A 21,204-nucleotide genomic window follows, 5' to 3' on the forward strand; every position below is an offset into this window, starting at 1 on the left:
TTTAATCTATAAACTCTTCTAACCAATTTCGTTGTGACAAATCATTTTCAATAGTGGCTAAGTTGTGCTTTTTATCTACATATAGCTGATGAGGGCGCGAATTTAAGGTAACATATACTTCTGCATGAATTTCTGGTTGATTAAATTCCATTTCAACGCCATGTTTCACTACAACCGTATCCTGGTAAACATCCTCTAAATGATGCGCATATTGTAAGATCATATCAGGTTGAGTACTCATCATTTTCTCCTGATTGGGCGTTAAGAAATCTGAATTGTCTACAGTCAACTTAGCATTTTCATCTTCAATGTAAAAAGTGGCATATCCTGCTTTTTCCATGAGCATTACTCTCCATGAGAATCTAAATCCCTGTTCTGTCCAAAATAAGTTACCATCATAGAATAAATATCTGAATGGTGCAGCTAGCTGGATAAACACGTATAAAGCTAACAATGCTGTGCTAAACTTTTTTACATTGATACTTATCAATTTAACTACGTTATTTGGGTGTCTATAATGTAAAATGGAAGCTAGTTTATCTATGATTTTTTGATGGAAATCTGCCGAGAAAAATATCAATGTAGCTGTCATCATCACCCAAGGGAAAACTCCTATTGGAAATAATATCCAGGTTGTGATGTGAAAAATGATCACGAACATATATGCCATTTTTCTTGTTTTATTCCAAGCAAGGAAAAATACTATTGTAAGGTCATAAATACAACCAAACCACGCAAATGTATAGGCTATCCAATCTTGTTTAAGTATGGGACCTACAATCTCATAATGATGGGCCGTATGTAGCCAAAATTTAAGTGGTTGAGCATTCAAAAGCCAGTCTGGTTCAAGCTTTGCGATTCCGGCAAAGAAGTAAACTACCGCAATTTGAAATTGAAGAATACGAATGTGCCATTTACTGCATTGATTATTTGGATCTGTAAATCCAAGTTTAGCATCTAATGAAAAGTATCTATTTGCGGGAATAAATATGAGCAGCAAAGCTATTAAACTCACGAAGTAATAATGGTTGAGGTAATTAGTTTTATCCAATAATTCAACATAAGTAAAACTTAAAAAAAAGATAATTGCTCCGGCTCTGTAAAACAACCCTAATAAAATCAAAATTGCTCCTAATAGCATTAAGCCGAATAAGGCGTAAATACCAAATTCATTAGGGTAGGGTAGCCATTCAAATCCATAATATGAAAAGTGGAATGTTGGCTCAATGTATTGCGATTCAATCCATCCATTTGCCCAAAATCTGAGCACAGAAAAAACCATTAATATTCCAAAGCCTATTCTGTAAGTAGCCAATGGCGCGGCTGATACTTGTTCATGCCAGTTCCAGCGAAAGGCATTAGATATTTTTGATGATATGGCTGAATTAGTCGCCATCATTATCCTGGAAAGTAATCAGTAACCCTAATGTAGATGACATGTCAGTTTTACCGTAAGTAACCAGCTTTTTAATTTCAAGAAAAGCAGTGTTCACAGCTGTTGGATTTGTGTCAACTTTTTCACTCAAAGGAGTTCCGATATCTTGTACAGCTTGAATACAGATGTCAAATTGATTATTAATATTATCTGCAAGCGATACAGTTGTTTCGTCATCTTCAACATCTTTGATATAATCATCAAATCCAATACCTGCGCCGCCATTGAATACGTTTTTTAAAGCAGTAAGATTAGTCAGAGCCAGGTCTGTTGATATACCTGAATAATATGCTTCAACGTAATTTGGAAGTGTCATTCCACCCGTTTGTTGCCCAGCCGGAATGCCGATTTTAGCATTTTTAAGCAATTCAATATCCTTTACAAATTCATTAAATATCAAACTGGTAGAGCTACTTGCATCATTTCCGTCTGCTGCAATGAATGCAGCTTGATGTGATGACCATCCGGACATAACCAAAGCAAATTCACTTTTCATTTTTGCTGTTAAATCAGTCAAATAGGTTTGTCTGTTAACATCCAAGAATTCAGTAATTATAGCAGATTCATCAGTATGATACAACAGAAAGTCAATAGCCGGAAAACCAATGGCGTCTACATTGTCTAATGATCCCAAAGTGTATGAACCGTTGGTGATGTTGCTACCAATCTGAACAGTATCTGTTGGATAGGTATTCATTGAGGCTTTTACACCGTAATCCATAAAAGGACCAAAATCCAACATTTTAACTTGCTGAAAAGCAGTGTAAGCATTAACAAAAGAGCTTTTTAATGCATTAAGGTTGGTTGCATCTGTATTGGCAGTAAATGAGTTGGCTTTGGTGTCTAAATCATCCAATGAAGATTCCATTTGGTTATAGGATGGTGCAATAACAGTATTGACCATGTTGTTTAACATGGCCGATCTGTCAAAATCTTCTTTCTTGTTTTTGTCACATGCTACAAGTGATACTGCAGCCAAGACAAGTATGAATATTCTTTGAGGCATTTCCGCTTTTTAAAATCCGTATGTTGTCTTCAATTCGTTAATTGCAGCAGCATTGTCAATTGTTGACATATCCCAAAGATTATCTCCAAAATACTGCGTTAAAATGGTGTCAATTTGAGTGTAGCTAATTTTTCTTGTTGCTAAAGGAACATAAGTTAGACACTTTACAAAGGCATAAGCTTCTGATAATGCATGCAAATATTTAGCGTTGTCATTTCCAAAATAACCTTGAGCTTCTTGTAAGTAAGCTACTGCTTGAGCAGCACAAATTCTTTCCCACATTTCTCTTATTACAAGAATGTTTTCATCTCTTATAGTCAGTTCATCCCCAACAATGGCAGCACGTCCTTCTAAAAAGGCGTTCATCATGATTGTGTTTGATGATAAGTCAGCATTTCTCGAGTTACAATATTTTCCCCAGAATCTTATGTCGGTAGTGTTTGTTGGAAAATCAGCAGCGACTCCAAAGTATCCAAATGCCTCATCCCAATGATGTTCCATTGTAGTGTAGTACTTTCCGTTGTCAGGATCAACAGCAGTAGTGTTGTCAACATTCATTTTATCATCTCCGAAATACACATTTAATGCTTGATTCATGAAAACAGCTCCCATAATTCCTTTTTCAATCATCTCTGCGTATTCAAATCCTCTCGCATCAAATAAATAGGTACTTGTCCCACTTGTTAAAACTCCTGCTTGTCCATTAGAAGCAGTGTTTGCAAAACTTTGAGAGGCTATGGCCAATGAATCAAACCATCCTGTAATTGTTGCTGAATCTGTTGTAAAACATTTATCTGCTAACATTTTAGAAGAAGTAAATGAGAAATTACCGTTTCCATCTCCATTAACATTGTAAAACATGTCATTCAAATTACTTGTTGAAATAGCAACAGAAGCTCCACTTTCCATATAAATGGCCATTTCCTCTAATTGATCTAACCTTTCTGTTTGCCCATCATAAGAAACGGTAGCATTACCTGAATTATCACTGAATGAATAGGTAGTAGGAATATCTAAAAAATAGCATGAACCATCATCTTTTTCTGCTTCTGTTGAATAGTTCAAGGCATCTTCGTCTGTACAACCTTTCTTTTTACATGAAGTGATTGTTAAACCTCCAATTGCTATTAGTACCAATACTCTTTTCATTATGCGACTGTTTTATTTAGATTCATTTTAAATAACTGTCGCAAAAGTAGGATACAAGTAATGTTTTAGCAATACCTAAAAAGTGGTATTCTTGAAAATAATTTGAATTAATAAACTAAATAGCTGTAAATCTGCAGTTTATTTGATGATGATTTCGTCTGCAAAAATATAAGCGGGATTTCCTTTACCCGGATGCCAATCAGGACACTTACCATAATTCTTTGCTACAATTTTAAGATAACGTGTTTCAAAAGCCTGATCGAACCCTATTTCTTGTAAGAATGTTCCATATTTGGTAGGTGACTCATAGTTTTTGACCGTTTTGAGTAAAACCCACTTTTTACCGTTTTTAGAGATATAGAATTGTACTTCTTTAGGAAACCAAATCCATGATTTTACATCCTGTAATACACTTAGGTGAATACTATTGATCTCTTTTTTCTTTCTAAAATCTAGTTCAACATTTAAGTCGTTTCCGTAGTATCCTTGCCAAGATCCTGTTCTAAAATCTGAGTTTCCTCTTATTTGATCGATCAAAGCCCTTTTTGATCCTCCTGAATATTGATTTAGATAATTAGTATTTAGTTTAATTCTCCACTTAGAATTGGCTTTAAAGAAAGTAGCATAAACAGGATAACTTACAGACTCAGCTCCAAAAGATTTAGCAATAAAATTGGTAGATTCTTTAATTTTAATTGGTTTGGAATAGATCAGGCTGTTTTCAGTAGGGATTTCGCCATCTGTGGTGTATCTTATAGCGACAACAGGTTCTGCACTTTTAATGGCTACCTTTTTCTTCTTTACAAATACTTTTTCGGCATTATCAAAGTACGGAGCAGACATTAAAGGAGCATCTTTTACTCTCAAATAAGGAACACCACCGTCAAAAATACCGGGTTGATCTGACATCACAAATACCAATTCGCCGCCATCCATAATTTCATGATGGTGGATAAAGTTTCTTGCCAAATGTTTATTGTTCAATTTTACATCAATTACATAGATATTTTCATTGCTGAAATTTTCAGTTTTAATGTTGAATGTATTTCCGTTTTCAAGTTTTAAGCTAAATGACGATAGGTGGGGAGTACCTAGTGCATATTGGTCTGTTCCAGGAGTTATCGGATATATTCCCATTGCACTGAATGCGTACCATGCAGACATTTGACCACAATCCTCATTTCCGCTCAAACCGTCGGGATCATTGTGGTATAGAGTAGTCATTATTTGATTGACATACTTCTGTGTCTTCCACTGATGGTTAGTAAAGTTGTATAGGTAGGCCATGTGATGACTAGGTTCATTTCCATGAGCATATTGACCTATCATTCCAGTAATGTCTACTTGTGATCTACCTATAGTTTCAGATGAAGTAGTGAAAAGTTCATCCAACCAGGCTTCAAAACGATCTTTTCCTCCCATCAATTGAATTAATCCAAGAATATCATGCGGAACGAATAAACTGTATTGCCAGGAGTTTGCCTCAGTATAATCAAAATTAACTTCGTTAGGTTTAAAATTGTTTTTCCATCCGCCATTGAATCTTGGCTGCATGAAAGCCGTTTTTGGATTGTATAAATTCTTGTAAAACTGACTTCTTTCGTAAAATCGGTCTGCAATTTTATGATCGTGTAAAGAATCCGCAAAAATGGCAATACACCAGTCATCATATGCGTATTCAAGCGTTTTTGAAACGCTTTCAGATTCATTTTCTGAGCTTATAAACCCTTGTTTTTTATAGTGTTCCAGACCTAATCGGTCTTGGTCAGCAGAATGAACCATGGCTTTAAGCGCATCATATTGATCAAAGTCTCTAATTCCTTTATTGTAGGCATCAACTATTACCGGAATTGAGTGATTTCCTATCATACATCCTGTGTAATTGGCAGACAATTCCCAAATAGGTAAAATACCACCTTGATGATATTGAGAAAGCATGGTTTTTATAAAGTCAACAGATCTTTTTCTTTGAGTGATGGTATAGAGCGGGTGAGTAGCTCTGAAAGTGTCCCATAATGAGAAAACGGTATATTGAACGTGATCATTTGATTGATGAATCTGCATGTCCATACCTCTGAACCTTCCATCTACATCTGAAAATACATTTGGACATAAATAAGTATGGTATAAAGATGTGTAGAAGATCGTTAATTTGTCCTGGTCTTTGTCTTGCGCATGAATTTTACCTAGTTCTTTGTTCCACATGTCTTCATTTGCTTTCTGATAGGTAGCAAAATCCCAATGAGGCATTTCTGTATTTAGATTTTTTACAGCTCCATTTATATCTACAGCAGACATACCTACCTTTATTCCAAGCACTTTAAAGTCGTCCCCAAACTCCAATATCAGCTTTGAGGACATGTTTTTATCATTCTTCTTAAAATATCTCTCCTTAGGAATTTCTGAGAATTTAATTGCGAAGTAAAAATGTTGTTCTGTTGCCCAGTTATCTGAAATTCTTTTACCTACAACAGTTGAATCATTCAAAAACATAAGATCAGAATCAATCATCTTATCTCGGTGTTCAAGGTCAATGATGATTTTTCTGTTGGTATTTTCAGGATAAAAATATTTGTGATATCCACATCTAGTAGTTGTAGTGAATTCACAGTTAATGTCTAAATCCTCTAATCTTACTCGATAATATCCTGCATGGGCCTCTTCATCTTCATGTGAAAATTTAGAACCATATCCTTTGTCTTTTTCTTTTCTATAAGAATTATTCCATTTGTTATCACCGGTAAAAGGAAAAATGAGCAAATCACCATAATCTGAAACACCAGTACCACTGAGGTGGGTGTGGCTGAACCCATATATATAATCGTCACTGTAATGATAACCGCTACAACCATCCCAACCGGCTAATCTTGAATCCGGAGATAGTTGCATCATACCAAAAGGAACTGCTACACCGGGATAAGTATGTCCATGACCGCCTGTGCCTATAAACGGATTGACCAATTTAGCATAATCAGTTTGTGCTGATACACTAAATGTAATGCAAAGCAATACAATGATTATGGACTTCATATTACAGTTTTTAGCTAACTGCGGCAGGAGTAAAATCTTTGATGATGGCTACAGCTCCCAAAATTCCTCCCCCGGTTTGGTTCAAAGATGTAATTCTCAAGTTTACCTTGTTTCTTAAGTTAGGTAAAACAAAGTTTTTCAAGTGCTTTTCAGTTTTGCGTCTCAAGATGTTTCCGGCATGAGTGATTCCACCGGTTAAAAAGATATTTTCAATGTCCATCAGGTTGATTAATCCTGATAAAGCAAAACCTAAGTCATGACAAACAGAATCAACTACTTCAAGCGAAACAGGATCATCTTTTCTGGCAGCATTGAATATTTCAAGTGGACTTAAATCACTAGGCTGGATGGCGTTTAAGGCAGAACCTCCTGAACTGAACTCAAGTTTTTCTTTAGCTGTTGTTACAATTCCCTCTGCGCCAACGTATGCTTCCAAACATCCTAAATTTCCACAATTACATTCTCTTCCTTCTCTGTGAACAACCATGTGTCCCAATTCACCTGCTAATCCATTATTACCACTAACAACTGCGCTATTGATAACACTGCCTAGACCAACTCCGGTACCTAGCGTTACTACTGCAAAATTGTTCAGGTCTTTACCTTCTCCAAACACTTGAATTCCTTTTGCATATGCATTTGCGTCGTTTTCAACACTCACAGGTAATTCAAATTGTTCTTCAAAAATCGTTTTGATTGGGATAATCTCACCCCAGTTAAGGTTAGGGGCATATTCAATTTCTTCTGTTTCTCTGTTCACACTTGGTGCACCAATACCAATAGCAGACAATTTATCTTTGAAATTGCTTTTAACAGCCATATTGATAGTAGCTGCTAATTCTTCGGCTGTTGTAAAATCTGAAGTTTGTAAAGTGCTTTCAAATAGGATTTCTCCGCTTGAATTTACAACTCCAAAATCAACATTTGTTCCACCGATATCAATTCCAAGGAAATAGCTCATAATAGTAAGTTTGCTGCTATATTAAAAAGTGAGTAGACAAATGTAGCAATTTACGGCGATTAATGGTTGTCTTTTTTGGCTGAATTTGGCTTATATCCTGATATTCCAAAGAAGATTAGATATAAAATTGCCATCAATGGAACTATAAAGGATAGTTGGATACTAAATTCTTCGGCTATTTTTCCTTGGATTAACGGAATAATGGCTCCTCCAAAAATGGCCATAACCAGTAATGATGAACCCTGACTTGTATATTTCCCAAGGTTCTTGATGCTTAGGGCAAATATATTTGACCATCCTATTGAAAAGAATAAACCAGTACCTAAAATTGCCCAAAATGCCAAAGCCCCTTCACTTATTATTCCAATAATAATCAAGATGCAATTTATTATTGAAAATACGGCAATCAATCTAGCTGGTTTTCCTTTTCCAATTCCAAATGCAAAAAGGTTGATTGTCATGAAAAGGAGATAAATTTTGATCTCATTAAATGATAACGGCACCCATGCAATACCATATTTGTCTACCTTAAGTCCATTGGCCAACCAAATAACACTGAATATGGCCAATGAAATCAAAGTCATTTTGAGATATTTTTTAATTCCGTTATAAGATTGGTTCATAGCAACGCTTCCAACTAATCTACCTATCATCAATCCTCCCCAAAAGAATGAAAGAAAATAATTGGCAGATTGCTCGTCCAAGCCCATTATATGTTCTTCTTTTGAAAATCTTCCAATCCAGCTTCCTACAGCAACTTCAGCACCTACATAAAAGAAAATGGCAACAATACCAAATACCAGATTTCGGTTCTTAAAAATCTCCAAACCACCTGATATACTTGTTTCATTTTTAAAAGGAGGGAACTTGCTCATGAATACTACAATGGCCATCACCAGGAATACAACTCCATAAAGCATGTAGGTATATCCAACTGAGGATACAGATTTACTACCGTCAGAGAATACTGAATAAATTAAAATGTTTCCTACAATTGGACCTATTGTTGTACCCAATGAATTTAATCCTTGAGCCAGATTAAGTCTGCTTGAAGCAGTTTTTTCAGGTCCTAGAATAGTAGCGTATGGATTGGCACAAATTTGTAATAATGTTACGCCTATTGATAGCACAAACAATGAGATGATAAATTGTCCATATGAGTTATTCAGTCCTGCAAAATAAAATGTGCCACATCCCAATGCACAGATTAATAAGCTGATTCCCATTCCGGTTTTATAACCTATTTTATTAATAGGATCTTTTCCACTAATTGTTGATATCAAGAAATAGATAAGTGAAACAATTAAAAATGTTCCGAAAAATGACAGTTGAATGTAAGATAATTGAGTAGTAGATAAATTAAATAAAGGACCAAAAGTATTGATCAGTACATCATTCATTACTGTAATGAAACCCCACATGAAAAATATGATCGTTAGGGTAATGAATGAAATTCTATGTTTATTTTCTGTTCCCGACAAGCTTATGAGTCTTCAGTTATTGTCGATAAATATAGCATAACAAATGATAAGTTGATTCAGCCGTAAAACCAATTCAGAATTCCCGATTAAGTGTTAACTTTACCTTGTAATAAACATGAGAAAAATACTATTAACAGGAGGAGCCGGTAATATCGGAAGTGCGCTGGCAAAAAGATTACTGCAAGAACCAGAAACTATTGTGACGGTTGTTGATAATCTTTCTACAGGTGATATTAAAAAGTTGCCAAAGGGATTTGATAATCTCAAATTCATAAAAGCGGATACAAATAATCGAAGTGAAATGACTGATATTATGTTGGCCAATCAATTCGATTTTGTATTTCACTATGCTGCGGTAGTTGGCGTAGAACGAACTCAAGAAAACCCAATAAAAGTATTGGAAGACATTGAAGGGATTAAAAATATGCTTCAATTATCCAAAAACACTGGGGTTAAAAGATTCTTTTATTCGAGTAGCTCAGAGGTTTATGGAGAACCTGTTACGATTCCTCAAAATGAGGAAACAACACCTTTAAATTCTCGCGTTCCTTACGCAGTTGTAAAAAATGTTGGAGAAGCTTATTGCAGATCTTTTCAACAAGAATATAATCTTGATTATACAGTTTTTAGGTTTTTTAATACCTATGGTCCGCATCAAACAACTGATTTTGTTATCAGTAAATTTTTGGTTTATGCATTAAAGAACGAACCTATTACTATTTATGGGGATGGAAGTCAAAGCAGAACTTTTTGCTATGTAGATGATAACATAGAAGCTACTGTAAAAGCGCTCAATGAAGATCATTGTGTGAATGATGTCGTAAATATAGGTGGTGCTGAGATTATTAGTATCCTTGATTTGGCTAAACTCATTATTGAAATCACCAATAGTAAATCTGAAATTGTTTTTTTACCGCCTTTACAAGATGGTGATATGACTAGAAGACAACCCGACAACTCTAAGATGAAAGAGATTTTAGGCAGGGATTTAATTCCACTGGAAGAAGGGATAAGAAGAATGCTAGAGAACAAGGAATTTATGAATTTGATGGGATTGGGCTAATGTGTGGAATAAACGGAATTTATAAGTTCGGAAAAGCCGTTAATGATGAAGGCTTGATTCAAAAAATGAATCAGGTGATTATTCATAGAGGACCTGATGCAGAAGGGATCTATACTGATGAGTTCATTCAGTTAGGCCACAGAAGATTATCAATTATTGATGTTGAAGAACGTTCTAATCAACCATTCGAAAATGAGAGATATGTTCTTGTGTTTAATGGGGAGATTTATAATTATAAGGAAATTCGTTCTTCAATAGATAATTACAATTTTGTCACTGATTCTGATACCGAAGTAATTTTAGCCGCTTATGCTAAATGGGGTAAACAATGCGTTTCAAATTTTAATGGAATGTTTGCTTTTGCTATTTGGGATAAGCTTGAACGTACACTGTTTATTGCTAGAGACAGATTAGGAATAAAGCCATTGTATTACTTATTGACATCAGAATTAATGGTTTTTTCTTCTTCACTTAAAGCTGTACTGGCTTCAGATTATTTAGATCGAAGAATAAATCAAGATGCTCTGGTGGATTATTTGCGCTATCAAACAGTGCATGCTCCTTACACATTGGTTGAAGGAGTTTTTATGTTAATGCCGGGTCAACAGTTGTTTATTACTGAGGAAGAAGGAGCAAAGTTTGAAACCTATTGGTCATTAACTGATAAAACTGTAAGACAAAAAGAAGAACTCTCAGAGGTTCATGCAAATGTCAAGCAAAAACTCACCAAAAGTGTAGCAGACAGATTGGTAAGTGATGTGCCTTTTGGAGCCTTTTTATCAGGTGGAATTGACAGTTCAATTATTGTTGGGCTAATGTCCGAAACACACAGTCAAAAAGTTGATACTTTTTCGGTGGTTTTTAAGGAAAATGAATTTAGTGAGAGGGAATATGCCAAAACCATTGCTGATAAGTTTAATACGAATCATCATGAAATAGAGCTGAGTGTAAATACCTTTAAAGAATTAATTCCTGATGCGCTCTCTTTTATGGATCATCCTTCTGGGGACGGACCTAATACATATGTAGTATCAAAATATACAAGAGAACAAGGGATTAAGATGGCCTTAACCGGTTTGGGAGGAGACGAGCTTTTTGGAGGTTATAGCATCTTCAATCAAATCACTAAACTACAGCAAAAAATGTGGTTGAAGAGTTTTCCTGTATTTGCCAGAAGACCTTTTGCTACATTGTATGATAAAATTAAAGCAGATGTCGCTTCATCAAAGGTGAAAGCCGTGATGAAACAAGAGCTTTTTGATATGGAATATATCTATCAGTTTTATCGTCAAACTTTGATGGATGAGCAGATAGATAAACTATTAAATGTTCCAAAATTGCCGCGAAATCAAGTATTGAACATTGCGCATGAATTGGTGGGTTACGGAAAACCTGGTTGGTCTTTACCGTCTTTATCAAGAACTTCTGTGGCAGAGATATCAACCTACATGCAAAATGTCTTGCTAAGAGATGCAGATCAAATGAGTATGGCTCATGGACTGGAATTGCGTGTACCTTTTTTAGATCACGAATTTGTAGAATATGTTTTAGCAATTCCAGATAAATATAAGAGGCCCGTATCACCTAAAAAGTTGTTAGTGGATAGCTTTGAAGGGATGTTACCAAAAGAAATTTATGACCGACCAAAGATGGGCTTTGTTTTGCCTTATGAAATTTGGATGAAAAATGAATTAAAGTCATATTGTGAAGAGAGATTAAATGAATTGAAGCATCTAAAGGTGATCAATGCAGCTGAGTTGGATAAATTATGGAATAAGTTTTTGTCTGGAAATAAAAGGGTAAGTTGGTCAAGAATTTGGCCTTTGGTAGTTCTGGGTGAATGGATGAAATCAAATAATGTCAGGTAGAAAACGCATATTAGTATGTATTGATTGGTATGAGCCAGGTTTTAAGGCTGGTGGACCAATTAGATCTGTGGCCAACATGGTTAACGCCATGAAGGATGATTTTGAGTTTTACATTCTTACATCTGCCTTTGATTTAGGTGAAGACACGCCTTATGATACCGTGAAAATCAATGAGTGGTTTGACAATGATGGAGTATTCATTAAGTATTTAGATAAAGACTTATTAAATCGATTGGCAATCAGGAGAAATATTCTTGAAATTGCGCCGGATATACTTTACCTGAACAGCCTGTTTTCAAAGAAGTTTACTTTGTTTCCTTTGATGACGGCAAGAAGAAATGGAATCTCAGTTGTTTTAGCACCAAGAGGAATGCTGGGGTTTGAATCTTTGGAAATAAAAAAAGGAAAGAAATCTACCTTTATCAATATTGCCAAATTAGTTGGTTTCTATGGTAAAGTCACTTGGCATGCATCTACTGATGTGGAAGCTGCTGACATCAGAAAGAAGTTCGGATCAAAGTCTAAAATTAAAATAGCTCAAAATATTCCTATTAGCACCAAGCTGGAGCTAAAAGAAATTTTGAACAACAGAAAACCGGGAAAAGTAAGAATAGTATATATCAGTAGAATCTCAATTATTAAAAATCTTCATTTGGCTATACAAGCAGTAAAGCAAGTAGCTTCAGAAAATCCGGTTGAATTCCATATTTACGGAAATATTGAGGAGCCAGAGTATTGGGAGAAGCATGAAAGTGAATTGATTGATACTGAAAAAATTAAAATTGAATACAAAGGAGTTGCCAAACCAACAGAATTAACAGAAATCTACAAAAACGCCAATTACCTTATTTTACCTACAAAACATGAGAATTATGGGCATGCAATAGTTGAGGCATGGGCACATGGATGTCCTGTAATAATCTCGCGTAATACACCATGGAAAAACCTCAATATTCAAGGGCTTGGATGGGATGTAGATTTAAAGAACTTTGATAATTTGATAGGAGCTGTTCAAGAAGCAGTTGATTTAGATTTTGCTTCTTATACCACAATGGTTACCGCTTCCTATAATTATTTTAAAGATGTTATTTTAGACAACGATATCATTGAAGCTAATCGTCAATTATTTAAAAATGCCAACTGATTTATCAAAATTCAATAATGACTGGTATAAGCCGGGAGGTAAGGTAAAGCGCGCCTTATGGTATTGTTTCAATAATTGGTTTTTACTGAATAAATACAATCCCTTTGGAGGATTAAAAAAGTTCGTTTTGCGCATGTTTGGAGCTAAAATTGGCAAAGGTGTTGTAATTAAACAACGTGTCAATGTAAAGTATCCTTGGTTTTTAGAAATTGGTGACCATAGCTGGATAGGAGAGGGAGTGTGGATTGATAATCTAGGAAAAGTAAAAATTGGACCACATTGCTGTATTTCACAAGGAGCACTTTTGTTGTGTGGGAATCACAATTACAAAAAATCAACTTTTGATTTGATGGTAGGAGATATCACTTTGGAAGAAGGAGTTTGGATAGGAGCCAAAAGTGTTGTTTCAGGAGGTGTTACTTGTTTTTCACATGCAGTATTATCGGCAGGATCAGTGGCTAATAAAGATTTAGAGGCGTATAAAATCTATCAGGGAAATCCTGCACAAATAGTTAGGGAAAGAGTTATTGAGGAATAATGAAGATATCCATTGTAACAGTTTCATACAACTCAGCAGATACTATAAAAGACACCATTGAATCTGTCGTTCATCAAAAAGATGTTGAATTAGAATACATCATTGTTGACGGTGGCAGTACTGATGGTACTGTGGAAATAGTTGAATCTTACGGAGATAAAATACATCAATTTGTTAGCGAAGCTGATAAAGGTATCTATGATGGAATGAATAAAGGAGTAGCTATGGCAACAGGAGATGTCATTGGAATTCTCAATTCAGACGATTTGTATACCAATAATGAGGTGCTAAAAAATGTGTTAGCTAAATTTGAAGATGCAATTGATGGTGTTTATGCCAATCTTGTATATGTGGATCAAAATGATCTAAATAAAGTGAGGCGAACGTGGATATCCGGTAATTATATTGAAGGATCATTTAAAAAGGGTTGGATGCCACCGCACCCTACATTTTTCGTTCGTAAAAAATATTACGAAAAATACGGATCCTACTCACTTAACCTTAGATCTGCAGCTGATTATGAACTAATGCTTAGGTTTATTCATAAAAACAAGATAAACCTTGCATATCTAAATGAGGTAATTGTAAAAATGCGCATTGGTGGTCAAAGTAATGCTTCCTTAAAAAACAGACTTAAGGCCAACAAAGAAGACCGTATGGCCTGGAAGATGAATGGTTTAAAACCTTCTCCACTCACCTTTATTCGAAAACCAATTTCTAAAATTGGGCAGTTTTTCAAGCGTTAGGAATTCAATTATTATAAGGTATTCTTATTTCACAGTACTTTAACTTTTTTATCTTTAGGATATTAAAAAATATACTATGAAGAAAAGATACTATTTAGGCGCTTTGCTTTCTATGGCTGTTGTAGGAAGTGCAAATGCACAATCCATGTCTGAAGACTTCGAGAGTTATACTGTCGGGTCATACATGGGTACCAACTCTGCTGGATGGACAACATGGAGCGGAACTACAGGTGGTGCAGAAGACACTCAAGTAACAGATGCACAAGCTGCTAGTGGAACAAAATCCATTTATTTTCAAACTTCCAGTGCAAATGGAGGACCTCAAGACGTTATTGTTCCTTTTGGTGGACAACACACAACTGGACACTTTGTTTGGAGTGCAAACTTTTTTGTAGATCCTGCAAACGGAGCTTACTTTAACTTTCAAGGAAATACTACTGTTGGACAACTTTGGACATTTAACTGTCAAATGCATAACAACGGAACTATCTATTTTGATGATGGAGCAACTTTATGGGCTTCAACTTCATATCCACAAAATCAGTGGTTTAATTTAGAAGTAGATGTTGATTTAAATACAAATAGCTGGGATATCTCTATGGACGGTACGTCAATCGGAATTTTCCAGGCTGCTAACAATCAAGTAGCATCTATCGATTTATTTCCTGTAAATGCTTCAAATGGTGGTAATAACAATGCTAGTTATTATGTAGATGATTTTAACTACACGCATACTGCTTATACACCGGCAGGAACAAATGCTTCTGCTTACTTTATTGAAAATATTGGTGGTGTTGCAGGATCAAACATTACACCAACAGTTACTATTAAAAACTTAGGAACAACTGCTATTACTTCATTTGATTTAGAAGTTGCTTACAATGGTAACACTATTACAGAGAATATTACAGGTGTTAATGTTGCTTCTTTAGCAACTTATACTGTTGACTTCACTAATACTTTGACTTTGATAGGAGGAGCTAACAATATCGTTGCTACTGTTTCAAATGTAAATGGAGGAGGAGCTGATGATAATCCTGCTGATGATTCTAAAACTTTAGTAATTGATCCTGTTGTTCCTGCTGCTGGTAAAATGGTAGTTGGAGAAGAAGGTACAGGTACTTGGTGCCAATGGTGTCCAAGAGGTGCTGTTTTCATGGATTACATGGAAGATACCTACGGACAGTTCTGGGAAGGTATTGCAGTTCACAACGGTGACCCAATGGTAGTTACTGATTATGATGCAGGTATTGGTGGATTAATTGCTGGATACCCTGCTGCATTGGTAGATAGAGGAAATGATATCGACCCTTCTGAAATGGAAGCTGCTTTCGTTCAAAGAATCGTTACTGCTCCAAATGCTTACATCACCAATGGTGCAGAATACAATTCAGGAACAAACGAATTGAAAATTTCAGTAGGAGCTGAATTCTTGAATACATTGACAGGAAACTGGAAAATTGCAGTTGCTTTAACTGAAGATGGTGTTACTGGTACAACTGGTTATGCGCAATCTAATGCATATGCTGGTGGATCAAACGGAGAAATGGGTGGATATGAGTTATTACCAAATCCGGTTCCTGCTTCACAAATGGTTTATGATCATGTAGCAAGAGAAATTATTCCTGGATTTAACGGATTAGCAAATACATTCCCAACAATGAATGCAGGAGAAATCTATGTGAAAAACTTTACTACAACCCTTGATCCATCTTGGGATGTAAGTAAAATGCACATTGTAGCTATGTTGATTAATCCTTCAGGAGATATTGACAATGCTGCTGCAACTACAATTGATGAAGCTATTTTGCACGGATTCCTTGATGAAGGATATCAGTATGCGACTAACGCAGAGTTTAGTGTAGAAAACAATATTGCTATGTACCCTAACCCTGCAACCGAAAACACAGCTATCTATATCAATGGATTAGATAATGATGAAGTAATCGTTCAGATCTTTGATATGAATGGAAAATTGGTGTTCAACAATAACTACGGAACACTAACCGGTTCAACTACCATCTCTGTTAATACAGAAACTTTTGAAGCTGGAATTTATTCAGTTCAAACAATTGTTGGAAGTAACCAAAAAGTATCTAAGCTTACAGTTAAATAATAAACTGTTAGTCATAAATAATAAAAAGAGGAGCTCAGATTGGGCTCCTCTTTTTAATTTTAACAAAGGGTTAAGGAAAATTATCTTTTATATTATTTAAGGCATGGATATTGATCCGTAACTTTGGATGGGAATTGACGTTTACGTACTTGTAATGAGGATTAGATATACTTTACTTTTTGTTTTATTAGCAGTTAATTATTTAGGAAGAACACAATCAAGGTTTGATGATCATTTGATTGAAGTTGAGATTGAAGAAACTGGAGAATTGATGCAGTTTGTCAAAACTCCTGATCTATATGAGGAGCGTTGGGATACTTTGCCTCAACCTAATTTTTGGCGAGTAGTGATGAATATGCCTCCTGATTCTGCTATTTTAAATGTGAGAGATACCAGAGAAATTTTGGAGATTCAGTGGATTGATGATTGGAACAAGCAAACTGAAGATGAAAAAGAAGCCTATAGAGATACATTACGCAAAAGACATGGTTTAGCTCCTGATACCAGAATTTTTATGACGACCGGGAAAAGTGACTTTTTCCAATTTGATAAAGTATTTCCAAGTATTTCAAGGGGGATTGATGTTTTTATTCAGAATGATACAGATCCTTGGTATGCACAATCTATTTTGATGATAGAAAGTCCAGGAAAATTAGCGTATTCAAATGCAGGTGCATTAGGTCCTTTTCAATTAATGAAAACTGTTGCAAGAAATCATGGTTTGGTAGTTAATAAATATGTAGATGAAAGAAAAGATTTTGACAAATCAGCATACGGTTCAGCACATTTGATCAGAACAGCTTGTGTACCGGAAGCAAAACGAATATTAAGAAAATTTGGAATCAATGTCAAAGCAGAAGATGAATACAAATTGTGGTTTAGATTGACTGTTTTGCATTTATATCATGCAGGTGCAGGAAATGTAGATAAGCTACTTGTAAATGTGGTGAAACCAAAGTCGGGAGGGATGCATTTAATTGATAAAATTTGGCATTCTGAATACGGTAACTTTGGAAATTCTTCACAAAACTATAGTCAGTTAGCTTTGGCGTCTATTTTAACGCTTGATGAGTTGATTCATGCTAAATGCAGATCAATGGAAGAGTGCTCGTATCCTTATTAAATAAAAAAATCCCGCACAGACTTGAAAGTGGAATTCTTCAAAATTACACGATTAGGGCTACCGAACTGGTCTGAGATCCACTGTTATCACTTAAAAAGTGTATTCTGCATGCAGAACTTGAGGCCTGTCATCAAAGTTGCTAAGATCACCCTAATTTGATTATTACTAAGAACCAAATGCTGCTGTACGGGCTCTTCACCAAAGGTGAAAATAAGGTCACATACTCATAACATAGATGGTTGGACCTGTAGCGTAAAGGTACGTATTGTCAATTAAAATGGCGGATGAAATTGGCAATAATTTCTTTTCCATTTTCTGTCAGAATAGATTCGGGATGAAACTGAACTCCACAAATTGGTAAGCTTTTGTGTTCTATAGCCATAATGACATCATTTTCTGAATTTGCTGTAATCACAAACTCATCCGGTAATGTGTTTCTAAGTGCAGCCCAGCTGTGATATAATCCTATATTGAATTGTTGAGGTAATCCTTTAAATAGTTTGGATGTTGTATCAAAATTGCATTTTTCAGCTTGTCCGTGTTTTACGATAGATTGGTTGTAAATATCTCCGCCAAAATGCTCTACCAAAGCTTGAAAACCTAAACAAACACCAAGAATTGGCTTTTTATTTGCCCAGTTTTCAATTATCTCCATCATTCCTGCTGCTTCTTTTGGGAGTCCTGGTCCTGGAGATAAAACTATTTTATCATATTCATCTATTACAATCCCTTTTAATTCGTCATTTCTAACAACATCTACATCACAATCAAATCCTTCAAAATAGTGGACCAAATTGTAGGTGAAAGAATCATAATTATCAACAAGCAGGATTTTCACAAATCATTTATTATTTTCGCCGGTAAAGGTAAATCAAATGAAGCAGATAATTTCTACAAAAGACGCTCCCGGTGCAATCGGTCCTTATTCACAAGCTGTTTTAGCAGGGAATATGTTGTATACATCAGGTCAAATAGCTATTGATCCTCAATCGGGTGAATTGATTTTAGATGATATTAAAACAGAAACGCATAAAGTAATGCAAAATTTGAAAGCTGTTTTAGCAGCTGCCAATATGAACTTCAGTAATGTTGTTAAAACCTCTATTTTCTTAGCAACAATGGACGATTTTGCAGAGGTAAACGAAGTGTATGCTTCCTATTTTGAATCTGATTTCCCAGCAAGAGAAACAGTAGAAGTTTCACAATTACCAAAAGATGTAAATGTGGAAATATCTATGATTGCCATGAAGTAGTTAAGCTTCTTCGTAATTGTTGGCCGCTTTTGCAGGAGCTTTTTTCGCTTTTACCTTGTAGAACCAAAGAGCTCCAAAACCAAAGTATAGGGTAGGGATTCCTAACATAATCAGATCTGTATAATTCCATTCAGTTTGGAAATACTTGAGTTTCATGATGATCAATGTAGAAAGTATTACTGATACATTTCCTAGTATGTAAACCAGGAATCCAATCTTCTTTTTTCTATATATCAAGATCAATCCCAATAATGAAACACCATAAGCAATAAGTGAAACAATGGTGTTAATGGTTAATCTATCAATTGTGTTTTCGTAATAGTATAATTTACTCCCTACGCGTTGAAATGCTCCTCTAATAAGCTCTTCTTGTTTTAAAGATCCCATTAAAGTAATGGCCATTAAAGTCAATAATTGCCAAGAAACATGGTACACCCAAATAAGAAAACCTATACCTACAGATATACGCGTTGCTAAATTGGGTTTTTCTCTACCCAATATCAGTCTTCTGGTTCTCTGTAAAACGGTCAGTTTTTCTTTTTTTTCAATGCTCATTTGCAAGAATTAAATTTCGTCCCAATCTGTTCCACACCATTTCTTAAAAATACGTTTTTGTAAATTACTAGGTGCTTTTGCTGGTTCTAATTTATAAATAGGAAAGTAACTTTTGTTAGTGTGCGGAGCAGTTAGCTGAACAATTCTTCCCATTCTGGAAACCGTTAATTCTAACTGATCATCTTGAAAGAATTCAACCCATTTATCCAAGTCATTATCCACTTTAAAGCCGTTCACGGCAACAATTTCGTCTTCATGCATCACTCCTGCTAAATCTGCTGATCCTCCGGGGTATATTCGTTTTACAATCGTTTTATTATGTTCTTTAGAAGTGATTGCGCCCAATATTCTAGCAGCATATGACTTGTTGTGATGTAATTTTATTTGAAGACCAAAAAGAAGCAATGCTTCCGTTAAAATTGACTCATAAGAATCTGTTCCATTGTAAAATTTATCAAAGAATGAAGTAAGGTCTTCCTGGGCAAATTCTTCCAATGTTTTTTTATAGTCTTCTTCACTATATCCTTTTCCCTGTAAAGCAAAATTTTCATACAAGCTTTTCATTACATCATGCATTGAAGCTTTATTATTGCTTACTGTTCTAATTTTAGCGTCCAATATCATTGCAAGTAAGGCACCTTCATTGTAAATAGATACTTTTCTGTTCGGAATTCCTTTTACGTAGCCATCTAGCCAGGTATCGAAACTTGATTCACCAACCGAATAATTGAATCTACCGAAATTGTCAAAATGAGTTTGCATCAGTTTTTCAACTTCTACTTTATACCAATCCCAATCTTTAACTCCGCTTTCAGCTAAGAACAAATCTCCCATATAGGTGGTAACTCCCTCTGCTACGTATCCTAATTTGCTATAATTTTCAGTTGAATAATCATACGGAAACATTTCAATAGGCCTCAAAGCTTTAACGTTCCATGTGTGATACAATTCATGGGAACTTACTCCTAAAAAATCGTCATAAAGACTTCCCATTAAATCATATGTAGGACCTAAAGCTATTACAGTTGACGTTTGATGTTCAACTCCATGATAAGCCTTAATTGGTAGAATTTGATATAGGTAGTGGTACTCATCAACAGGGAACTGATCAAATTTCTCTATTTGTGAAGAAGTGTATTGTTCTATGTCTACAATAACCTTGTCATCAATGTTTACTTTACCTTGAAACCACAAGTGAAACAATACGCCTTTACATTCAAACTTATAGTGTTCCATGCTAGCGGATGCTATAAATGGTGAATCTACCAGTTGATGGTAATTAGTAAATACAGCTTTTTTTTCTTCAAATGTTTGACCACACGCAATCTCAAAGTTATCTGGAATTTCAAGTGTTAATTCACATGATTCATTGATTTGATCTTTTAAATAGACAAGACAATTAACAGGATTTACATACAATTGCGTGTCATCCATAAAAGTAGAACCAGCATTGAGCTCAGCCGCATAATACTTGTAACAAACTTTAATTGATTTGGTATCGTCGCATGCTATTTTCCAGGTGTCTTTTGAAGTTTTTTCAAATTCAATTTTTTTTCCGGCATCATTTAAAACATGAAAACCGTGTATGTTTTTTGCAAAATCTGTTCGTTCATATCTTCCCGGTCTCCAAACTGGAAATTGAAGCTCAACTTCTTTTTCATTTTTAACATCAAATGTTGCCTCAATCGGAATGAACTGTGTTTGTGGATTTGTATAAAAAAGTGTGTATTTCATAA

At 35.2% G+C, this 21,204-nt stretch carries 17 protein-coding genes; 8 read left to right on the top strand and 9 right to left on the bottom strand.

Going from position 1 to position 21,204, the window contains the following annotated elements; genetic code table 11:
• Window position 1 precedes the first annotated feature (1 nt).
• The 6 genes from K6119_RS00895 to K6119_RS00920 all read right to left on the bottom strand — a co-directional run bounded on the left by K6119_RS00895 (window position 2) and on the right by K6119_RS00920 (window position 9,062).
• The gene (locus K6119_RS00895; RefSeq protein ID WP_237828068.1) at window positions 2-1,399 is read right to left on the bottom strand and encodes an HTTM domain-containing protein; all 1,398 of its coding nucleotides are present in this window, start codon (window positions 1,397-1,399) and stop codon (window positions 2-4) included.
• Entirely contained in the window at window positions 1,386-2,441 is a 1,056-nt protein-coding gene (locus tag K6119_RS00900) for an imelysin family protein (RefSeq protein WP_221834442.1), read from the bottom strand. The genes K6119_RS00895 and K6119_RS00900 overlap by 14 nt, the downstream gene beginning before the upstream one ends.
• A 9-nt stretch (window positions 2,442-2,450) precedes the next feature.
• Window positions 2,451-3,590, bottom strand: a complete 1,140-nt coding sequence (locus tag K6119_RS00905) for a DUF4856 domain-containing protein (protein WP_221834441.1) — start codon at window positions 3,588-3,590, stop codon at window positions 2,451-2,453.
• A 138-nt stretch (window positions 3,591-3,728) separates the two neighbouring features.
• Window positions 3,729-6,620 (bottom strand): GH92 family glycosyl hydrolase, encoded by a 2,892-nt coding sequence (locus tag K6119_RS00910; RefSeq protein ID WP_221834440.1) that lies wholly within the window; start codon window positions 6,618-6,620, stop codon window positions 3,729-3,731.
• Window positions 6,621-6,630: 10 nt separating this feature from the next.
• The gene (locus tag K6119_RS00915) at window positions 6,631-7,581 is read right to left on the bottom strand and encodes an ROK family protein (RefSeq protein ID WP_221834439.1); all 951 of its coding nucleotides are present in this window, start codon (window positions 7,579-7,581) and stop codon (window positions 6,631-6,633) included.
• A 59-nt stretch (window positions 7,582-7,640) separates the two neighbouring features.
• Window positions 7,641-9,062, bottom strand: coding sequence for an MFS transporter (locus tag K6119_RS00920; protein ID WP_221834438.1), 1,422 nt, complete (start codon window positions 9,060-9,062; stop codon window positions 7,641-7,643).
• Between the two features lie 115 nt (window positions 9,063-9,177).
• Here K6119_RS00920 and K6119_RS00925 point away from each other — a divergent pair, with 115 nt between their 5' ends.
• The 7 genes from K6119_RS00925 to K6119_RS00955 all read left to right on the top strand — a co-directional run bounded on the left by K6119_RS00925 (window position 9,178) and on the right by K6119_RS00955 (window position 17,660).
• Entirely contained in the window at window positions 9,178-10,125 is a 948-nt protein-coding gene (locus tag K6119_RS00925; protein WP_221834437.1) for an NAD-dependent epimerase/dehydratase family protein, read from the top strand.
• Window positions 10,125-11,993, top strand: coding sequence for an asparagine synthase (glutamine-hydrolyzing) (gene asnB / locus K6119_RS00930; RefSeq protein WP_221834436.1), 1,869 nt, complete (start codon window positions 10,125-10,127; stop codon window positions 11,991-11,993). The genes K6119_RS00925 and asnB overlap by 1 nt, the downstream gene beginning before the upstream one ends.
• Window positions 11,983-13,137 carry a glycosyltransferase gene (locus tag K6119_RS00935; RefSeq protein WP_221834435.1) on the top strand — a complete coding sequence of 385 codons (1,155 nt, stop codon included), beginning with the start codon at window positions 11,983-11,985 and terminating at the stop codon, window positions 13,135-13,137. The genes asnB and K6119_RS00935 overlap by 11 nt, the downstream gene beginning before the upstream one ends.
• Window positions 13,127-13,675, top strand: a complete 549-nt coding sequence (locus tag K6119_RS00940) for a WcaF family extracellular polysaccharide biosynthesis acetyltransferase (RefSeq protein WP_221834434.1) — start codon at window positions 13,127-13,129, stop codon at window positions 13,673-13,675. The genes K6119_RS00935 and K6119_RS00940 overlap by 11 nt, the downstream gene beginning before the upstream one ends.
• Window positions 13,675-14,421, top strand: coding sequence for a glycosyltransferase family 2 protein (locus tag K6119_RS00945; protein ID WP_221834433.1), 747 nt, complete (start codon window positions 13,675-13,677; stop codon window positions 14,419-14,421). Before K6119_RS00940 ends, K6119_RS00945 begins: the two co-directional genes overlap by 1 nt.
• 76 nt (window positions 14,422-14,497) lie before the next feature.
• Entirely contained in the window at window positions 14,498-16,537 is a 2,040-nt protein-coding gene (locus K6119_RS00950) for a T9SS type A sorting domain-containing protein (protein ID WP_221834432.1), read from the top strand.
• 127 nt (window positions 16,538-16,664) lie between these two features.
• Entirely contained in the window at window positions 16,665-17,660 is a 996-nt protein-coding gene (locus tag K6119_RS00955; protein WP_221834431.1) for a lysozyme family protein, read from the top strand.
• Between the two features lie 268 nt (window positions 17,661-17,928).
• Here the strand turns inward: K6119_RS00955 and K6119_RS00960 are convergent, their stop codons facing one another.
• A complete protein-coding gene (locus K6119_RS00960) occupies window positions 17,929-18,498 on the bottom strand; it encodes an anthranilate synthase component II (protein ID WP_221834430.1) in 570 nt (189 codons plus the stop codon).
• A 37-nt stretch (window positions 18,499-18,535) separates the two neighbouring features.
• Here K6119_RS00960 and K6119_RS00965 point away from each other — a divergent pair, with 37 nt between their 5' ends.
• A complete protein-coding gene (locus K6119_RS00965) occupies window positions 18,536-18,913 on the top strand; it encodes a RidA family protein (protein ID WP_221834429.1) in 378 nt (125 codons plus the stop codon).
• Here K6119_RS00965 and K6119_RS00970 read toward each other — a convergent pair whose 3' ends face one another.
• Window positions 18,914-19,468, bottom strand: a complete 555-nt coding sequence (locus tag K6119_RS00970; RefSeq protein WP_221834428.1) for a hypothetical protein — start codon at window positions 19,466-19,468, stop codon at window positions 18,914-18,916. It lies immediately after the preceding gene.
• Window positions 19,469-19,477: 9 nt separating this feature from the next.
• Window positions 19,478-21,202 (bottom strand): M61 family metallopeptidase, encoded by a 1,725-nt coding sequence (locus K6119_RS00975; protein WP_221834427.1) that lies wholly within the window; start codon window positions 21,200-21,202, stop codon window positions 19,478-19,480.
• Between the last annotated feature and the right edge of the window lie 2 nt (window positions 21,203-21,204).

This window comes from Paracrocinitomix mangrovi (assembly GCF_019740355.2).
GTDB lineage: Bacteria > Bacteroidota > Bacteroidia > Flavobacteriales_D > Crocinitomicaceae > Paracrocinitomix > Paracrocinitomix mangrovi.